The organism is Marinobacter sp. CP1 (assembly GCF_001266795.1).
Taxonomy (GTDB): Bacteria; Pseudomonadota; Gammaproteobacteria; order Pseudomonadales; family Oleiphilaceae; genus Marinobacter; species Marinobacter flavimaris.
Map to the genome: position 1 here is coordinate 2,891,269 of NZ_CP011929.1, position 14,502 is coordinate 2,905,770.

Annotated in this window: 12 protein-coding genes and 1 riboswitch; of the genes, 10 read left to right on the top strand and 2 right to left on the bottom strand. The window is 57.6% G+C overall.

Annotation, left to right across the window (positions count from 1 at the left end; translation table 11 throughout):
- Positions 1 to 4: 4 nt before the first annotated feature.
- A riboswitch (TPP riboswitch) is annotated at positions 5 to 118 on the top strand.
- A gap of 77 nt (positions 119 to 195) precedes the next feature.
- From thiC to cpdA, 4 genes are all read left to right on the top strand, one after another.
- Entirely contained in the window at positions 196 to 2,073 is a 1,878-nt protein-coding gene (thiC, locus tag ACP86_RS13380) for a phosphomethylpyrimidine synthase ThiC (RefSeq protein WP_053114352.1), read from the top strand.
- A 61-nt stretch (positions 2,074 to 2,134) separates the two neighbouring features.
- Entirely contained in the window at positions 2,135 to 2,752 is a 618-nt protein-coding gene (locus tag ACP86_RS13385) for an NUDIX domain-containing protein (RefSeq protein WP_008170832.1), read from the top strand.
- Entirely contained in the window at positions 2,752 to 3,237 is a 486-nt protein-coding gene (locus ACP86_RS13390; RefSeq protein ID WP_008170830.1) for a DUF1249 domain-containing protein, read from the top strand. Before ACP86_RS13385 ends, ACP86_RS13390 begins: the two co-directional genes overlap by 1 nt.
- A gap of 202 nt (positions 3,238 to 3,439) precedes the next feature.
- Positions 3,440 to 4,246 carry a 3',5'-cyclic-AMP phosphodiesterase gene (gene cpdA / locus ACP86_RS13395; protein ID WP_008170828.1) on the top strand — a complete coding sequence of 269 codons (807 nt, stop codon included), beginning with the start codon at positions 3,440 to 3,442 and terminating at the stop codon, positions 4,244 to 4,246.
- On the opposite strand, the gene metE is transcribed toward cpdA, so the two are convergent.
- Positions 4,240 to 6,519 (bottom strand): 5-methyltetrahydropteroyltriglutamate--homocysteine S-methyltransferase, encoded by a 2,280-nt coding sequence (metE, locus tag ACP86_RS13400; protein WP_008170826.1) that lies wholly within the window; start codon positions 6,517 to 6,519, stop codon positions 4,240 to 4,242. The two genes, cpdA and metE, sit on opposite strands and share 7 nt — an antisense overlap.
- A gap of 119 nt (positions 6,520 to 6,638) precedes the next feature.
- Here metE and ACP86_RS13405 point away from each other — a divergent pair, with 119 nt between their 5' ends.
- The 3 genes from ACP86_RS13405 to ACP86_RS13415 all read left to right on the top strand — a co-directional run bounded on the left by ACP86_RS13405 (position 6,639) and on the right by ACP86_RS13415 (position 9,358).
- On the top strand, positions 6,639 to 7,529 hold the full coding sequence (locus ACP86_RS13405) for a LysR family transcriptional regulator (protein ID WP_053114354.1): 891 nt from the start codon (positions 6,639 to 6,641) through the stop codon (positions 7,527 to 7,529).
- A gap of 46 nt (positions 7,530 to 7,575) precedes the next feature.
- Entirely contained in the window at positions 7,576 to 7,968 is a 393-nt protein-coding gene (gene gcvH / locus ACP86_RS13410) for a glycine cleavage system protein GcvH (protein WP_008170823.1), read from the top strand.
- A gap of 193 nt (positions 7,969 to 8,161) precedes the next feature.
- A complete protein-coding gene (locus tag ACP86_RS13415) occupies positions 8,162 to 9,358 on the top strand; it encodes a class I SAM-dependent rRNA methyltransferase (protein WP_053114356.1) in 1,197 nt (398 codons plus the stop codon).
- Between the two features lie 54 nt (positions 9,359 to 9,412).
- On the opposite strand, the gene ACP86_RS13420 is transcribed toward ACP86_RS13415, so the two are convergent.
- Positions 9,413 to 10,069 carry an HAD family hydrolase gene (locus tag ACP86_RS13420; RefSeq protein WP_053114358.1) on the bottom strand — a complete coding sequence of 219 codons (657 nt, stop codon included), beginning with the start codon at positions 10,067 to 10,069 and terminating at the stop codon, positions 9,413 to 9,415.
- Positions 10,070 to 10,242: 173 nt separating this feature from the next.
- Here ACP86_RS13420 and ACP86_RS13425 point away from each other — a divergent pair, with 173 nt between their 5' ends.
- From ACP86_RS13425 to ACP86_RS13435, 3 genes are all read left to right on the top strand, one after another.
- Positions 10,243 to 10,773, top strand: a complete 531-nt coding sequence (locus ACP86_RS13425; protein WP_041644941.1) for an RNA pyrophosphohydrolase — start codon at positions 10,243 to 10,245, stop codon at positions 10,771 to 10,773.
- Positions 10,774 to 10,788: 15 nt separating this feature from the next.
- Entirely contained in the window at positions 10,789 to 13,095 is a 2,307-nt protein-coding gene (gene ptsP, locus ACP86_RS13430) for a phosphoenolpyruvate--protein phosphotransferase (protein WP_053114359.1), read from the top strand.
- 122 nt (positions 13,096 to 13,217) lie between these two features.
- A complete protein-coding gene (locus ACP86_RS13435) occupies positions 13,218 to 14,459 on the top strand; it encodes a patatin-like phospholipase family protein (protein WP_008170814.1) in 1,242 nt (413 codons plus the stop codon).
- The last annotated feature ends 43 nt before the right edge of the window (positions 14,460 to 14,502 follow it).

Genomic DNA, 14,502 nt, shown 5'->3' on the forward strand with positions numbered 1-14,502 from the left:
AGTTCGCGTCTTGACGGGGTGCTGATACACCGAAAACCGGTGGTTGGCTGAGATTGCAGTGCGGAACCCGCAACCTGATCCGGATAATGCCGGCGTAGGGATTAAGACCATTCAAAACGTGCTGGTTCCAGCCTCTTCCGTACCGGAAGGCCCGTCATACGCGACCCGACAACCCTCCAATACCGGGAGCAGACCATGACGGACTTGCCAGCCTATCTCAGTGAATCCGCAGCGGCGGATTCCGCCGCCATCAAACCATTATCAGGCTCACGAAAAGTATACGTGCAGGGTAGCCGATCCGATCTGCGGGTACCTATGCGGGAAATTACCGTGCAGGACACGCCCACGGAGATGGGCGGCGAGCCGAACCCTCCGGTGGTTGTGTACGATACGTCCGGCCCGTACACAGATCCTGAAGCTGCTATTGATCTTCGTAAAGGTCTCAAACAAGTCCGCGCCGCCTGGATCGCCGAACGCGGTGATGTGGAGCAGCTTCCGGACTACTCTTCCGGGTTCACCCGCCGCCGCATGAAAGACCCCCAGCTTGACCCGCTGAGGTTCATGGACGAGCGAAAACCGCTACGGGCCAAACCTGGCCAAAACGTTTCCCAGATGCACTACGCCCGGCAGGGTATCGTGACCCCGGAGATGGAGTACATCGCCATCCGTGAAAACATGAAGCTGCAGGAGGCCCGGGAACAGGGTCTGCTGAAAGACCAGCATCCCGGACAGTCCTTCGGTGCGGGCCTGCCGGACCAGATTACCCCCGAATTCGTCCGGGACGAAGTGGCTCGCGGCCGCGCCATTATCCCCGCGAACATCAATCACCCGGAATCCGAGCCGATGATCATTGGCCGTAACTTTCTGGTGAAGATTAACGGCAACATTGGCAACTCAGCGGTCAGCTCCTCCATTGAGGAAGAAGTCGAGAAACTGACCTGGGGCATCCGCTGGGGCGCCGATACCATCATGGACCTGTCTACCGGCAAGAACATTCACGAGACCCGGGAATGGATCATCCGCAACTCCCCGGTACCCATCGGCACCGTGCCGATTTACCAGGCCCTGGAAAAAGTCGGCGGCGTGGCCGAGGACCTGACCTGGGAAATCTTCCGGGATACCCTGATCGAACAGGCCGAGCAGGGCGTGGATTACTTCACCATCCATGCGGGCGTCCGCCTGCACCATGTGCCTATGACTGCCAAGCGCACCACAGGCATCGTCTCCCGGGGTGGTTCGATCATGGCCAAATGGTGCCTGGCTCACCACAAGGAAAGCTTCCTGTACGAGCACTTCGAAGACATCTGCGAAATCATGAAAGCCTACGATGTCTCTTTCAGCCTTGGCGACGGCCTGCGCCCCGGCTCCATCGCCGACGCCAACGACGCAGCCCAGTTCGGCGAACTGGAAACCCTCGGTGAGCTCACCAAGATCGCCTGGAAACACGATGTGCAGTGCATGATTGAAGGCCCCGGCCATGTGCCCATGCATCTGGTGAAAGAGAATATGGACAAGCAGCTCGAATGTTGCGACGAAGCGCCGTTCTACACCCTGGGCCCGCTGATTACCGATATTGCGCCGGGCTACGATCACATCACGTCCGGTATTGGTGCCGCCATGATAGGCTGGTATGGCTGCGCCATGCTTTGCTACGTCACACCCAAGGAACACCTGGGGCTGCCCAACAAGGACGATGTGAAAACCGGCATCATCACTTACAAGATCGCCGCCCACGCCGCGGACCTGGCGAAGGGGCACCCGGGTGCCCAGATTCGCGATAATGCGCTCTCCAAGGCCCGTTTCGAATTCCGTTGGGAAGACCAGTTCAACCTCGGTCTGGACCCGGATACGGCTCGCGCCTACCACGATGAGACCCTGCCGAAGGAATCCGCCAAGGTGGCGCATTTCTGTTCCATGTGCGGACCGAAGTTCTGCTCCATGCAGATTTCCCAGGAAGTTCGGGATTATGCGAAGGAGCACGGCCTGGATGAGGTGTCGGCAGTGGATGCCGGCATGCAGGAGAAATCCCGCGAGTTCGTGGAGTCCGGGAGTAAGCTTTACGACAAGGTTTGAACTTGAAGTAATACCCAACTAAAGGCTATCGTTCCAAGTCGATTCAACGACCGGACAAAAAATGGCCAAACCGTTCCAGTTCAACGCCGACGACGTCAACGTCGAAAAACGTGAAACCGTCTTCCAGGGCTTCTTCCGCATGGATAAGCTCTGGTTGACCCATCCGCGTTTTGACGGCCGGGACATGCCGGTGTTTACCCGAGAACTCTTCATTCGTGGCGATGCCACCTGTGTACTTCCCTACGACCCGGAACGGGACGAGGTAGTCCTTCTTGAGCAGTTCCGTCTTGGTGCCCTGGGTCGTGATCAGTCGCCGTGGCTGCTGGAGCTGGTGGCTGGTATGAACGAAGACGGCGAGAGCCCTGAAGAAGTCGCTCAACGCGAGGGCCAGGAAGAGGCCGGACTTACCTTTGAGCCGCTGGAAAAAATCTGCGATTACCTGGTGTCACCCGGCGGCAGCACGGAAATGATTCACCTTTATTGCGGGTGTGTCAGCACCGCGGATGCCGGTGGTCTGTATGGTATGGAACATGAACATGAGGATATCCGTGCCCATGTGGTGTCATCCGACGACGCCATAGCGATGATCCACGATGGTCGCATCAACAACGCGGCCGCCATTATAGCCCTGCAGTGGCTCGAGCTGAATCGGGCCCGTTTGAGGAAAGGGTGGCAGTGATGGGCGAGTGGACCATGAAACCCAGGCGGTATGTTCCGGATCTCAGACAGCTCGGCGCCTTGTGTGACGGAAACTATCAGCGGCTCCGTAAGCTGAGGCAGCTGGAGGTGGACGGCAAGCCCGTGTGCGAGTTCGAGCTGCATCGGGAGAACCACTACCTGGGACGAGTCCGGATTCAGGTGCTCCAGACAGCAAAGTTCACCGAAACCCTGTTGCTTGAGCAGGTCCATAATTCCGGTCGTTGGTTAAACAACCCTCAAATGACCGTACGGGTCTACCACGACGCCAGCATGGCGGAAGTGATCAGCTGCTACCGTGATCGCCAGATTGCTCCCGTCAACGATTACCCCAATCGCTTCATGCACCATCCGGATGAAAAGGTCCAGGTCAACGGCTTCCTCGCCGATTGGCTGGATTACTGTCTCAGGTTTGGTCACCTGCCCATGGAACATGCAGCCTGGTCTGCCGGCGAAGGCGTCGACTGAGGCGGTTCGATACACGCTTATCCTGTACTAAAGTGGTGTGGCTATGGCGCACCGATGTGCCATAGTTGTCAAAAATTGCAATATATCGTCTAAGCCTTGCCAGAATGTGACCCGGGTTCGATTCGAAAGTGATAAATCTGTGAATCGGCGTCGTACACTTGTTATCAGACCACGTATTGCCAGCGAGTAGATCCAGAACGCCATGACCACGAAGGAAAAAAACCGGCCACTGCGGGTACTGCAGCTGACTGATCCGCACCTGATGGCGCGTGCCGACGGAGATCTGTTGGGCGTTAGAACCCGGGAAAGCCTGCAGGCGGTTATTGCAGAGGTATTGAAAGTGCACGGTCAGCCGGATCTGATTCTGGCTACCGGGGATCTCGCTCAAGACGGGTCGGTGGAAGCGTACCGAGTCTTTGGTGAGAGCCTGAAGTCTTTCTCCTGTCCCTCAGTCTGGATCGCTGGTAATCACGATCATATCGATAACCTGCTCCAGGTTTCTCGCGAGTACAACGCTTCTGATCGTCACGTGATTCAGGGTGGCTGGCAGTTTGTGATGCTGGATTCCTCTGTGCCCGGCAAGGTTTTCGGCGCTTTGGCTGAATCCGAACTGGCGTTCCTCTCGGAGACGCTTGAGCAACATCCGGACATACCGGCAGTGATTGCACTCCATCATCATCCGGTGGATATCGGCTCCGACTGGATGGAGAAAATTGGCCTAACCAATCGCGATGCGTTCTGGCAGGTGCTAGATCGATTTCCTCAGGTCAGGATCGTGTTGTGGGGGCATATCCATCAGGAGCACGAGCGCGAGCGCAACGGCGTGCAGCTGTTGGCCACGCCGTCCACCTGCATCCAGTTTACTTCCGGTTCCAGCAAGTTTTCGGTTGAGGATTTACCGCCCGGTTACCGCTGGTTCGAATTCCACGATTATGGCGACTTCGCAACGGAAGTCCGCCGGGCCGAGGATTTCCAGTTCGAGCTGGATCAGAACAGTTCCGGTTACTGAATACTTTCTCTGAGTTCCCGAGCGGCGGCGACCATGCCTTTCAGGGCAGGGCGGACCTCCTCCCACTGACGGGTCTTCAGGCCACAGTCTGGGTTCACCCATAGCCGCTCTGCTGGTATCCGCTCTGCCGCCTTTATCATCAATGATCGAATCTGCTCGCTGTCGGGAATATTCGGCGAGTGTATGTCATAGACACCGGGCCCGATGTCGTTCGGGTAATGGAAACCACGGAAGGCATCGAGAAGCTCCATGTCCGACCGGGAGGTCTCGATGGTAATCACATCAGCGTCCATCCGGGCGATGGCTTCGATAATGTCGTTGAACTCCGAATAGCACATGTGGGTGTGGATCTGGGTTTCGTCTCGAACGCCGTTGGCAGATATCCGGAATGACTCGATGGCCCAGTCCAGATAGTTCTTCCAATCGGCTTGCCGCAGCGGCAAGCCCTCCCGAAGGGCGGCTTCATCGATCTGGATAATTCGGGCGCCCGAGGCCTCCAGATCCAGCACCTCCTCCCGGATGGCCAGTGCCAGTTGAAGGCAGGTCTCTCGCCGTGGCTGGTCGTCCCGCACGAACGACCAGTTGAGGATGGTGACAGGTCCGGTCAGCATGCCCTTCAGAGGCTTTTTCGTGAGCGACTGGGCATAGCGGATCCATTCGACGGTCATGGCTTTCGGGCGAGATATGTCTCCGAACAGGATGGGTGGTTTCACGCATCGCGAGCCGTAGGACTGAACCCACCCGAACTGACTGAAGGCATAGCCGTCCAGTTGTTCGCCGAAATATTCGACCATGTCGTTTCGCTCGGCTTCGCCGTGAACAAGCACATCGAGCCCCAGGGCCTCCTGCTCGACAATGCAGCGACGAACCTCTTCGCGAATCCGGGCGTTGTATTGCGGCTCCGTTAGCTCACCCTTTCGGAACTGCAAGCGGGTCTGGCGGATATCCCGTGTTTGGGGAAAGGACCCGATGGTGGTTGTCGGGAAGCGGGGTAGGCCAAGCTTCCGTTGCTGTATGGCGATGCGGTCCGGGAAACGGCTTTGCCGCTGACCGAGTGCCGGACTGACGTCGGCGAGACGGGCCTGCACAGAAGCGCTGTGAACTTGTTCGGATGTTGCCCGACTGTTGACGGCTACCGTCGATTCCGCCAGTTGTTCGCGAACGGCCGCTCTTCCATTACTCAACGCTGTGGCGAGAGTCTTCAGTTCATCCAGTTTCTGGACGGCGAATGCCAGCCAGCTGCGGATTTCCGGGTCAAGCTTGTCTTCACTCGTTAGATCGACAGGCACATGAATCAGTGAGCAGGATGGCGCGAGCCAGAGACGATTCCCCAACTTTTCATAGACCGGTTCGAGCCAGTCGAGGGTCTTCTCCAGATCCGATCGCCAGATATTCCGGCCATTGATAACGCCCAAAGAAAGTTGCTTGTGGGGCGGTAGCCAGTCGACCACACGGGGGACTTCCTGTGGCGCACTGATGGCATCGAGGTGCAATCCGGCCACGGGTAATTCACAGGCCAGCTGCAGATTTTCTCGCAATTCACCGAAGTAAGTGGTTACCAACAACTTCGGCGTGCTTGTCTTGAGGTGGTGATAAGCGAGGCTGAAGGCGTGGCGCCAGTCCGCATCCAGGTCGGTCACAAGCGCGGGTTCGTCTACCTGAACCCACTCAACGCCACGGTCTGCTAACAGTTCCAGAAGCTCTGAGTACACGGGCAGTAAAGACTCCAGCAGCAATAGTCGGTCGCTGTCGTCTTTGGCTTTGCCAAGCCAGAGATAGGTGACGGGGCCGATAATCACCGGCTTTGGTGTTAATCCTTGGGCTCGCGCCTCGTCGATCTGATCGATTAGTCGGTTGCCATTGAGTCGAAAGCGGGTGTTTTGGTGGAACTCGGGCACGATGTAGTGATAGTTGGTGTCGAACCATTTGGTCATTTCCCCTGCCTGAACACCACAGCAGGCTGATTCCTGCCCGGAACGCCCCCGGGCTACCCGGAAATAACGGTCGAGTTCGCTGCCTTTGGTGTCGTTCACCCGCTCAGGCAGGTTGCCCAGGGTGACACTCATATCCAGTATCTGATCGTAAAAGGAGAAGTCTCCGACGGGCACTCGGTCCAGTGGGCGTTGGTTCTGCCAATGCCTGCGCCGGAGATCGGCACCGGTAATCTGCAGATCCTCCTCGTTTATCCGGCCTTTCCAGAAGGCTTCCTGGGCAAACTTCAGCTCGCGGCGGGCCCCGATTCGTGGGAAGCCGAGATTGTGGGTGGTTACCATGGTGTGTCCTCTGCTTGATTTCGTGATTTTGAAGAAAGTGCAGAATATCCACCTGGCGGAATGAAAAATAATGGTATTATTTCAGAGATCAATGAATATTGCTCATGCGAAGGGTGATAATGATCGAGCGAAGCCATCTGGAAATTCTCCGGGCAGTGAATCAGCAGGGGTCTTTGACGGCGGCCGCCGAGTGCCTGCACTTGACGCAATCTGCCCTCAGCCATTCCATCCGTAAGCTGGAACACCAGTTGGGTACCGACGTCTGGGTGCGGGAAGGGCGGCAGTTGCGACTGACCCAGTCGGGGGAATACCTGCTTTCGCTGGCCAACAGGCTGCTGCCGCAGATGGAGCACGCGGAGATGCTGATCGGCCAGTTTGCCAGGGGGCAGCGTGGCACGCTGCGTATCGGAATAGAGTGCCATCCTTGCTATCAATGGCTGTTGAAAGTAGTCGGGCCCTATCTGGAGGGCTGGCCCGGGGTGGATGTGGATGTAAAACAGAAATTCCAGTTTGGCGGCATTGGCGCCCTGTTCGGTCACGACATCGACATGCTGGTAACTCCGGACCCCCTGCAGCGCCCGGGCCTGGTTTTCGAGCCGGTGTTCGACTACGAGCAGGTGTTGGTGGTGGCCGCGGACCATGCTCTGGCGGACAAGGCCTGGGCTGAACCCGGGGATCTGGAGAAAGAAACCCTGATCACCTACCCGGTGGAAATCGAACGTCTGGATATCTACACGCGGTTCTTGCTTCCGGCCCACGCCAGTCCCGCGCGGCACAAAACCATCGAGACCACCGATATCATGTTGCAAATGGTTGCGGCAGGGCGCGGGGTGGCCGCGCTCCCACGCTGGCTGGTCGAGGATTACGGTACCCGGATTCCGGTTCGGCCGGTTCAGCTCGGGGAAACGGGGATTCCGAAACAGATCTTTTTGGGACTTCGTGAGCGGGATCGGGAGGTGGATTACCTGAATTCGTTCATGAAGCTGGCACGTGAGGTTCGCTGGAATTAACCTCTTCAGTTAAACTGCGCAAAAAATTCGTTCAGGAAACCAGACTATGAGTGAGATACCCGCAGACCTGAAATACATTGAGACCCATCAATGGGTTCGCGTGTCAGACGATGGCACGGCGACTGTCGGTATTACGGATTTTGCCCAGGAGCAACTGGGTGATGTGGTATACATCGGTGTTCCGGATGTGGGCGCAACGGTTAACGGTGGAGAGGAAGCCGGAGTCGCTGAGTCTGTGAAGTCGGCTTCGGATGTGTTCAGCCCGGTGACCGGTGAGGTTATCGAGGTGAATGAGAGCCTTGAGGACGAGCCGGAGAAGGTCAACGAAGATCCCTACGGTGACGGCTGGCTTTACAAGGTGCGGCTTGAGGATGCTGGTGAGCTGGATGGCCTGATGGATTCTACAGCTTATGCGGAGCATGTGGCGGCCGAGGAATAACACTTCCGCTTGGGAGGCTGGCCTGACGGGGCGGGCCTTCCAAAACACGCTGTGAATACGTCCCTGTACGCTTGGCTCCGCCATCCCTGGCTCCGCACAGTTTTGGAAGGCCCGCCCCGTCAGCCCGTCATACATCGGTATCAGTTTCAACTCATCTTGTATAATCCCTGTCTTTCCTTTCCAGGTGGTCTTTATGAATTTTCCGGTTCTGTATCTTCGAAAAGGCGCAGAGCGCCGTCTCCGTGCTGGCCATCTATGGGTTTACAGCAATGAGGTGGACACCCGCCGCAGTCCGCTGACGGAATTCGAGGCCGGTGCTCAGGCGGAGCTTCGGGCTTCGAATGACAAGCCTTTGGGGACGGTGTTTGTGAACCCCCATGCGCTGATTTGTGGCCGGCTGATCAGTCGGGATCCGGGCCACGGTATGACGCCCCAGCGGTTGACCCAGCGGATGGAGGCTGCGCTTGCGCTCAGAGAACGGCTTTTCGACAAGCCGTTTTACCGTTGGGTGTTTGGCGACAGTGATGGGCTTTCGGGGCTGGTGATTGACCGGTTTGATTCCCTCGTGGTGGTGCAGATTTCCACGGCCGGTATGGAGGCCATGAAGGAGGCGGTGGTTCGGGCAGTTCAGCGGCTGGTGCACCCGGCGGCGATCATCCTCAAGAACGATGGCAAGATGCGCAAGGTGGAGGGGCTGGATACCTACGTGGAGCAGGCCCATGGCGCTGCGGTGAGTCTGCTGGAGGTGGAGGAGAACGGTGTCCGGTTCGAGGTGCCGTTGGAAGGCGGCCAGAAGACGGGCTGGTTTTACGATCATCGGATGAACCGTGCCCGTTTGCAGGCCTATGCGCCGGGCAAGCGGGTGTTGGATGTGTTCAGTTATGTCGGTGGCTGGGGCATTCAGGCCGCTTGTGCCGGGGCCACCCAAGTGACCTGTGTCGACAGTTCGGCCGGTGCCATTGATTCGGTTCACCACAACGCCAGGCTCAATGGCCTCGACAATGTGGAAACCATTGAGGGAGATGCCTTCGAGGCCCTGAAGGCGCTGGCGGATGAGAAGGAGAAGTTTGATGTGGTGGTTCTCGATCCGCCGGCACTGATTCCCCGGCGCAGGGACCAGAAGGCGGGTGAAGAGGCCTATGCCCGGCTGAACCAGCTCGGTCTGCGGTTGCTGGAGCGCGATGGGATACTGGTTTCCGCGTCCTGTTCGATGCATCTCTCGCAGGAGAAGCTGGTGGACATCATTCGAGGCAGCGGCCGCAAGATCGACCGCTTTGTCCAGTTGCTCGAGCAGGGGCATCAGGCTCCGGATCACCCGGTGATTCCGGGCATCCCCGAGACCGATTACATCAAGTCCTGCTTTGTACGCTCACTAACAGGCTTCTTCTGAAGCATTTGAAGTCGGGGTCAGATGAAAGCTTTCATCTGACCCCATATTCACATTTCAGCCTCTCAGTGACATCACTTTCCAGCCGTTGTCCCGGGCAAATTGCTCCAGGGTCGGGTCCGGGTCGACGGCTACCGGGTTGTCCACTTTTTTCAGCAGCGGCAAGTCATTGTGGGAGTCGCTGTAGAACCAGGCCCCCTCGAGTGTCCTGTTATGGGCACTCAGCCAGTCATCCAGTCGCGCGACTTTGCCATCCTGAAAGCTCGGAGTGCCGGCCACTTCGCCTGTATAACGGCCGTTGACAAGCTCGGGCTCGGTGGCAATCAGATGTTCGATGCCGAGGGCCTCGGCAATGGGTTCAGTCACAAAACGGTTGGTGGCGGTGATGATCATCAGGGTGTGACCCTGCTCCCGGTGGCTGTCCAGCAGCGTATTCGCAGTGGCCTGCATCATGGGGCGTACTTTTTTCTCCATAAAGGCTTCCCGCCACGCCAGTAGCTCTTCCATGTTGTGACTGGCCAAAGGCTGAAGGGCAAACCCCAGGTAGTGCAGAATATCCAGCTCGCCGTTCAGGTATTCCTGATAGAAGCGGTCGTTGGCAAGGCGGTATTCCTCGGCATCGACAATGCCTTCCTCCACCAGAAATTCGCCCCAGGCGTGGTCGCTGTCTCCGGCTAAAAGGGTGTTGTCGAGATCAAAAATTGCGAGCGTCAAGCGGCTACCTCCGGTGATCACAGGGCTTGCAGTAAAACGCCAAGTCTATCATGACCTGTCCCCAACGGCTCCGTTTGCCGAACCCTTGGGATTCTGTAAGAATGAGAGCAACTTGGACAAATCCGACCGGTGAATTTTTGTACCGGTCAACCGACTTTTGAGAGGACTGTGCCGTGATCGATTCAGACGGTTTCAGACCCAACGTCGGAATCATTCTGGCCAATCACAGAGGAGAAGTTCTCTGGGCAAGGCGAATAGGGCAGGACTCCTGGCAGTTTCCCCAGGGTGGCATCAAACATGATGAATCCCCCGAGGATGCGCTGTACCGGGAGCTTGGAGAGGAAATCGGCCTCTGTGCAAACGATGTGGAAATCATCAGCTGCACGCGAGGCTGGCTGAGGTATCGACTCCCGAGGAGGATGGTACGCCAAAACTCCCACCCCGTTTGTGTGGGCCAAAAACAGAAATGGTTCCTGCTGAGGATGTTATCGCCGGACGCGCAGGTTTGCGTGGACGGTACGGATTCACCGGAGTTCGACGGCTGGCAGTGGGTAAGCTACTGGTATCCGTTGGGGCAGGTGGTTTCATTCAAGCGAGAAGTGTATCGACGCGCGCTGAGAGAGCTTGCGCCGCGACTGTTCTACAACATGGAGCAGTGGCACAGGGCGGAGCAGAATCGGCGTTTACAGGAACACCAGAAATGACGGACTGACACCGCCATGCTGAGCATTCTGCGAAGTCTAGTACAAGAGGTAAACAGCGCCCGCGATCTGCAGGAGGCGCTGGATATCATTGTATCGCGGGTGCAGAAAGCCATGGGAACCGAGGTCTGTTCCGTCTACCTGCTTGACCCTGCCACCAACCGCTACATTTTGATGGCCACCGAAGGCCTTTACCGCAAGGCGGTTGGCCAGGTGAGCCTGGCCTATTCAGAGGGTCTTGTCGGCCTGGTGGGCTCTCGTGAGGAGCCTATCAACCTCGAGGATGCGCCCTCCCATCCACGCTATCGTTACTTCCCCGAGACTGGTGAGGAGCGCTTCCGCTCGTTCCTGGGTGTTCCGATCATTCACCATCGCCGGGTGTTGGGTGTGCTCGTTGTCCAGCAGAGGGAGAGTTCCCGGTGCTTTGATGAGGGCGAAGAGGCATTCCTGGTAACCGTTTCCGCTCAGCTGGCGGGGGTCATAGCCCATAGTGAAGCCACCGGCGCCATCAGTGGCCTGTCCCTGACCGGTGAGGAGGCACACGATGTCAGTTTTAACGGCGTGCCGGGTGCTCCAGGTGTTGCCATCGGCAATGGCGTTGTCGTTTATCCATCCGCTGACCTTGATGTGGTTCCGGAAAAGCCGACTGACGATATTGATCAGGAACTGGCCCTGTTCGGAGCGTCGGTTAAAGCGGTGAGGGAAGATATCGAGCGGGTTGCCAAGCGGTTGGCTTCGCAGCTGCGTCCTGAAGAGCAGGCCCTGTTCGATGTCTATCTGAGAATGCTGGGCGACGATGCCATGCCTGGTGAGGTGTCGAACAAGATCAGGGAAGGGATCTGGGCCCAGGGCGCTCTCAAGCAGGTGGTCCAGCAGTACATCCGTCATTTCGAGATGATGGACGATCATTACCTGCAGGAACGCGCTGTTGATATCCGGGACCTGGGCCGCCGTCTGCTGTCTCATCTGCAGGAAGGCGAGCAGAAACACCTGAACTACCCCGAGCGCACGGTCCTGGTCAGCGAAGAGCTGACACCGGCCATGCTTGGCGAGGTCCCCAAGGGGCAGCTGGTGGGTCTGGTGTCGGTCAAAGGCTCCAGTAACTCTCATGTCGCCATTCTGGCACGCGCCATGGGCGTGCCGACTGTTATGGGGCTGGTCGATATTCCCGTAAATCAGCTCGACGGCAAGGAGCTGATCGTAGACGGCTTTGAGGGCCAGATTTTTGCTTCGCCATCGGCAGACCTCCGCTCCTACTACCAGGCGATCTGCGACGAAGAAGACGAACTTATTCGCGGGCTTGAAGTTCTCAAGGACAAGCCCTGTGAAACCACCGATCACCATCGGGTCTCACTGCTGGTGAACACCGGGTTGATGACCGATGTGGTGCGCTCGCTCTCGCACGGTGCCGAGGGTATCGGTCTTTACCGGACCGAAGTGCCCTTCATGATCAAGGACCGCTTCCCCTCAGAGCAGGAGCAGCGAGAGTATTACCGGGAGCAGCTCGAAGCCTTCGCGCCGAGCCCCGTTACCATGCGTACGCTGGATATTGGCGGCGACAAGGCGCTGACCTATTTCCCGATCCAGGAGGAAAACCCGTTCCTGGGCTGGCGGGGTATCCGCGTTACCCTCGACCACCCGGAGATCTTCCTGGTTCAGGTTCGGGCCATGCTCAAGGCCAGCGAGGGGTTGAACAACCTCCAGATCATGCTGCCAATGATCTCCAACATCTCGGAGGTGGAGGAGTCCCTGCACCTGATTTACCGGGTGTACCACGAAGTTCGGGAAGAGGGTTACGACATTCACATGCCCAAGGTGGGCGTGATGGTCGAAATCCCCGCTGCCGTTTACCAGATTCGGGAACTGGCGGACAGGGTGGACTTCCTCTCTGTTGGTTCCAACGACCTGACCCAGTATCTGCTGGCGGTGGATCGTAACAATCCCCGGGTTGCCCAGCTCTATCACTCGTATCACCCGGCGGTGCTCCAGGCGCTGGTGCGAATCGCCCAGGACGCTCACTCGGTGGGCAAGCCTGTTGGCATCTGCGGTGAACTGGCGGGTGATCCCGGCGGTGCGCTGCTGTTGATGGCCATGGGTTACGATTCCCTGTCCATGAACGCCGCCAGCTTGCCCAAGGTCAAATCGGTGATTCGCAGTGTCAGCCGTGAGTGGGCCATTCAGCTATTGGAGGATGTGTTGTTACTGGACTCGCCTCACGTGATCAAGAGCTGTGTCGACCTGGCGTTGCGTAATGCCGGCTTCGGCCGTTACCTGCGCCCCGGCAAGTCGACGGCTATGGTGGTATCAGAGGCCGCCGTTTCCTGATCGCAGGTACGGGTTTGGGCAATATAGGGTGCGCACTCTAAATACGGTTGTTATCTTGAAACTGGAATTATCCGGCGGTCTGCCTGAAGGACCCGCATTCTTAATCCGGAAAAGGGAAGGCTATGAGCTCGCCAATTGACCATAAACCCGCTCCCCGCATCGGGCTTGCCCTTGGTGGCGGTGGTCCTCTGGGCGGCATTTATGAAATCGGAGCGCTCCGGGCGCTGGATGAGGCACTTGATGGTCTCGATTTCAACAACATCGATGTCTATGTTGGTGTTAATGGCGGCTCTTTTGTGGCGGCGAATCTCGCCAACCAGATGACCACGGCGCAACTTTGCCGGATTTTCGTGCGTAACGAGGCGGAAGTACACCCGTTCCATCCGGAAGTATTCTATCGCCCGGCTTTCCGGGAGATTGGCAGTCGATTGCTGGCAATTCCCGGGTTGGTTTCGACGGCAGTGAGTCGCTTCGTCAACAACCCCTACGATCAGAGTCTGCTGGAAGCCATGACCATCCTGGCCCAGGCAGCCCCTGCCGGCTTGTTTGATAACGAGGGCCTGCATGAGTATCTCAAGCGGGCCTTTACCATGCTTGGCCGCACCAACGATTTCCGTCAGCTCAAGCGCAGCCTCTACATCGTGGCTGCCGATGTTGAGAGTACCGAAGCGGTCTGTTTTGGCGCTCCCGGTTTTGACCATGTGCCCATTTCCAAGGCGATTCAGGCCAGCACTGCCTCGCCGGGGTTGTATGTGCCAGTGGAAATCGATGGGCGGTATTATGTGGACGGTACACTGCGCAAGGGTTTGCACGCCTCCGTGGCTTTTGAAGACGGTGCCGACCTGGTTTTCGCCGTGAATCCCCAGGTGCCGATTGATGCCAGTGCAGCGGTCCGGGCCGGCTCCATGAAGCCGGGCGAGCTGACCCGCTCAGGTATGCCAAACGTTCTGTCACAGACCTTCAGGACCATGGTGTACTCAAGGATGCAGTCGGGCATTGCCCAGTATGCCCGGGATTATCCCGACAAGGATATTCTGCTGTTTGAACCCACCCGAGACGACGCCAAGCTGTTCTTCTCCAACGTATTCAGCTTCCAGTCCCGTAGAATGGTGTGTGAGCACGCCTATCAGATGACACGGCGGGATCTTCTGAGTCGCGCAGATCAGCTGGAGCCCAAGCTGGCGAAATATGGCATCAAGCTTCGCCGGGATCGCCTTGAAGACGAGCAGCGGACGATCAGTACCAGTCTATATGGCGAAATGCTGCCACTGTATGTGGCCAAGGGCAGGAAGAAAAAAGCCGAGAAGGGCCGGTTGGCGGGTGGCTTGACTAACGTGTCGCACCTCTTTTCAAAGGCGCAGTAATGTTCAGTAGGTGAGGGGGGCAGATGACTGTGTCATCTGCCCC

Coding starts and splice junctions, on each gene's coding strand:
- thiC (WP_053114352.1), top strand. CDS start 196: ATGACGGACTTGCCAGCCTATCTCAGTGAATCCGCAGCGGCGGATTCC.
- ACP86_RS13385 (WP_008170832.1), top strand. CDS start 2,135: ATGGCCAAACCGTTCCAGTTCAACGCCGACGACGTCAACGTCGAAAAA.
- ACP86_RS13390 (WP_008170830.1), top strand. CDS start 2,752: ATGGGCGAGTGGACCATGAAACCCAGGCGGTATGTTCCGGATCTCAGA.
- cpdA (WP_008170828.1), top strand. CDS start 3,440: ATGACCACGAAGGAAAAAAACCGGCCACTGCGGGTACTGCAGCTGACT.
- metE (WP_008170826.1), bottom strand. CDS start 6,519: ATGGTAACCACCCACAATCTCGGCTTCCCACGAATCGGGGCCCGCCGC.
- ACP86_RS13405 (WP_053114354.1), top strand. CDS start 6,639: ATGATCGAGCGAAGCCATCTGGAAATTCTCCGGGCAGTGAATCAGCAG.
- gcvH (WP_008170823.1), top strand. CDS start 7,576: ATGAGTGAGATACCCGCAGACCTGAAATACATTGAGACCCATCAATGG.
- ACP86_RS13415 (WP_053114356.1), top strand. CDS start 8,162: ATGAATTTTCCGGTTCTGTATCTTCGAAAAGGCGCAGAGCGCCGTCTC.
- ptsP (WP_053114359.1), top strand. CDS start 10,789: ATGCTGAGCATTCTGCGAAGTCTAGTACAAGAGGTAAACAGCGCCCGC.
- ACP86_RS13435 (WP_008170814.1), top strand. CDS start 13,218: ATGAGCTCGCCAATTGACCATAAACCCGCTCCCCGCATCGGGCTTGCC.